The sequence below is a fragment of the Nostoc sp. UHCC 0251 genome (genome assembly GCF_034932245.1).
In the GTDB taxonomy this organism is placed as follows: domain Bacteria; phylum Cyanobacteriota; class Cyanobacteriia; order Cyanobacteriales; family Nostocaceae; genus Nostoc.
Genome location: NZ_JAYGHD010000224.1, coordinates 1 through 3,425 on the forward strand (window position 1 = coordinate 1; position 3,425 = coordinate 3,425).

A 3,425-nucleotide genomic window follows, 5' to 3' on the forward strand; every position below is an offset into this window, starting at 1 on the left:
GAAACCCCTCATGTAGAGACGCGATTTATCGCGTCTAAAAAACTGACACGTTAGAGAGACGCGATAAATCGCCGTCTCTACAAAGTAATGAACTCGTCAATTATTCCTTGACAAACTAGTATTTCAGACTTGTGTGTACACCGTAGCTCCTAAAAGGAGAGAGGCTTTGAGTCTTACTCTCATGTAACCTTCGCTACATCTGAGTAGTAATTCCTTCTGTTTGAGATGCTATACGAACACAAAACTACATATTTAGGTAAAATTAGGTAAAGCAATTTTTGCGCTTGTTAAACAAAGGCATCAGCAAATCCATGCAACTGAAACTCAGTGCATCTAAACTTCCCTTCGCCCCCCTTTTGTTAATTGCCCCCTTTTTTCTATGGGGGACGGCAATGGTAGCCATGAAAGGAGTGATACCGCATACCACACCGCTATTCATGGCGGGAGTGCGTCTGATACCAGCGGGGATGTTAATTCTGATTGCAGCAGCATTTATGGGTAAACCCCAGCCTAAAGGTTGGGCTGCATGGCTGTGGATTGCCTTATTTGCCCTCGTAGATGGGACACTCTTTCAAGGCTTCCTGGCAGAAGGATTAGTCAGAACGAGTGCTGGATTGGGGTCTGTAATGATTGATTCCCAACCCTTGGCTGTCGCCTTACTGTCGTTGTGGCTATTTCAAGAACACATCGGTTTTTGGGGATGGCTGGGGCTAGGTTTGGGAGTCACAGGAATTAGTTTAATTGGCTTACCTGATGAGTGGATTTTACATTTTCTCGACTCAGGCGCAAATATTACAATTGGCAACTGGGAAGATTTGTTTGCTAGTGGCGAGTGGTTGATGCTGTTAGCAGCCCTATCAATGGCAGTAGGAACAGTATTGATTAGGTTTGTCTGCCGACATTGTGACCCAGTAACTGCTACGGGATGGCACATGATTTTGGGTGGATTGCCACTATGGGGAGTTTCATCAGTTGTCGAATCCCAGCAGTGGGAGAATCTAGGAGCATCTGATTTAGTGGCTTTGGGTTATGCTACTGTATTTGGCAGTGCGATCGCTTACGGGTTATTCTTCTACTTTGCTTCTAGTGGCAGTCTCACCAGTCTGAGTTCCCTCACCTTCCTCACACCTGTCTTTGCCCTACTATTCGGTAATCTTTTCCTCTCAGAAGTCCTTAGTCCGTTGCAGTGGGTTGGTGTTTTGCTGACTTTAATCAGCATCTATCTGATTAACCAACGTGATACTTTAGCAGGGCAAAACGACACAGTTACTGTTGGCGAGATAGCTAATATACAGCAACCAGTTTTAGAAGCATCTGCTAAAAAATTAAACCCCATAACTCTAGCAGTTAGAGAATCTGAACGAGAAATTTCACCCTAACTCGTTAAAATAATTCATAATACTTGCCTACGGCGAGAAGCAAGCTACCTAATTTGTAATTCAGTAGGGAGATGAGGGATAATAACTAATACCCAATGCCTCATAAAAAAATGAAAGTTAACATTTGGTAATCTCGAAGGTATTGTGGTATCGAAGACTTTAAAAGCACGTTTAGGCTGACACTTACAATATGAGGCTATGCCGTTCCTCAATTTTGATATTTACCTGTTTTTCTTGTGTGGGTTTTTACCCAAATCGCTCAAGCATAGCTACAGCTAACCTAACACCTGAAATTTTAGAACTTGCACAAGCTAGTTCGACACTTGCTGCTAGTCCGACTGTTTTGAGATATGGTAGTCGAAAATCAGATGTGCAGAGATTACAAACCCAATTAAAGCAGTTGGGATACTACAGTGGCGTGGTAGATGGACAATATAACGCCAGTACGGAAATGGCTGTAGTTAAATTCCAGAAAGCAAAGGGTTTAAAAGTAGATGGCCTCGCTGGTATGGCGACTAGAGGAAAACTGCAAGCAGCTTTGATTGCCAAAAACCAGATTGTCACCTCGCCGATAATTACTTCTCCAATTGTTGCCTCTGCTGCTGCGACTTCCAAAGCAACTACAACGCCCGAACCAATCGAGAGAGGTTTTGTCTGGTGGTTAGTATCTGCTATTGGAATTTTAGGAAGTATTGGCGCACTTGTTTACCTGCTGAAATCGTTTCGTCAAGTCAAACAAGTGAAATCCGAAATATCAGAGACTAAAAGTTTGAGTGAAGCTAACAAAAACCCCATGATATCACCCTCGCCAGAGACTGTAACTAGTACAGAAACAGTTACGCCACTACTCGCCACACAATTACTGCTACCAGAAAAAACTTCCCGGCTTGCTAAACTCAATATTGTTGACGAATTAATTCAAGATTTACGCAGTTCTGACCCAACGAAGCGACGCAAGGCTATTTGGCGTTTGGGTCAGCATGGAGACTCGCGAGCAATTCAGCCAATGGTTGACCTGATGATTGGTGCCGATTCTCAAGAAAGCAGCTTAATTTTGGCAGCTTTGGCAGAAATTGGCACCCGCACACTCAAACCGATGAACCGTGCTCTAGCAATTTCAATCCAGGATGAAAATCCACAAGTGCGGCAAAATGCGATCCGTGACCTGACGCGTATTTATGACATGATGGGTCAAATGAGTCAGATGCTGCGCCATGCACTAGAAGACCCAGATGCCGAAGTGCAAGCAACAGCACGATATGCTTTAACTCAGATGAATCGAATACGTGATTTGCCGGAACAACAAAGTCTACCAGAAGATTCACAGAAAGATTCACGAGAATAAACTTAAAAATATTTCAATTGGATTTGGATATTAGTGTCCGGGCCTGCCACCAAAAATGCTGCTTCGCTAAATTTGGGCGCTCTGGTGCGAATTTCTGGGTTGCTGGAAAATCCAAAGCCTTCGTTTGGTATACCAAAAACATTACTATTGAGAGTAAGGTCATTATTTTGATCGTGGAAGACAGCAACGGCGTAACTACCTGCTTTCAAGTTCTCAAAGGTAATCGGTAAGGGAGTGTTAGTAATTTTGGTACACTGCTTTTGTAACCCACGATCGCGATCGCTAGGAAATCCTTCACTGCTAGCAAATATACTGGCGCAGATTTGCCCTTCTTTATTCTTCAAGCCATCAATTTTTACAGTGAGTCTGCCGTTAAAATTTGCCTTGGCACTAAATGACCATGCCAAATTTCCTAGAACTGCCAATAGCAGCATACTAACTCTCAATCCTCTAACCATAGAATTTTCACAAAGTAAAATAAGTTTTACTGAAATTAAGTTTTCATTGTGATTCAGATCACGCAGACTCATGGTGACATTATTCAGTCAATACTCGCAAGCATTCTGCCATATTTCGTCTCTAGATTGGTCTAAGTAATTTGGCGTCAACGACGAATAGACAAGGTTTTGAAGAAGAATTCAGAATTCAGGAGTCAGAATAAATCAGTCGGGGATTCAGACCGGCGCAGGATTAAAAACCAC

Annotated in this window: 3 protein-coding genes; 2 read left to right on the plus strand and 1 reads right to left on the minus strand. The window is 42.9% G+C overall.

Annotated features, from left to right (window positions below; all coding sequences use genetic code 11):
- Window positions 1-311: 311 nt before the first annotated feature.
- Window positions 312-1,379: a DMT family transporter gene (locus tag VB740_RS17615; RefSeq protein WP_323201256.1), complete on the plus strand. Its 1,068-nt coding sequence runs from the start codon at window positions 312-314 to the stop codon at window positions 1,377-1,379.
- A gap of 190 nt (window positions 1,380-1,569) precedes the next feature.
- Complete coding sequence (locus tag VB740_RS17620; protein ID WP_416290067.1) at window positions 1,570-2,724, plus strand: peptidoglycan-binding protein; 1,155 nt, start codon at window positions 1,570-1,572, stop codon at window positions 2,722-2,724.
- 2 nt (window positions 2,725-2,726) lie between these two features.
- Here the strand turns inward: VB740_RS17620 and VB740_RS17625 are convergent, their stop codons facing one another.
- Complete coding sequence (locus tag VB740_RS17625) at window positions 2,727-3,182, minus strand: DUF2141 domain-containing protein (protein ID WP_323201258.1); 456 nt, start codon at window positions 3,180-3,182, stop codon at window positions 2,727-2,729.
- Between the last annotated feature and the right edge of the window lie 243 nt (window positions 3,183-3,425).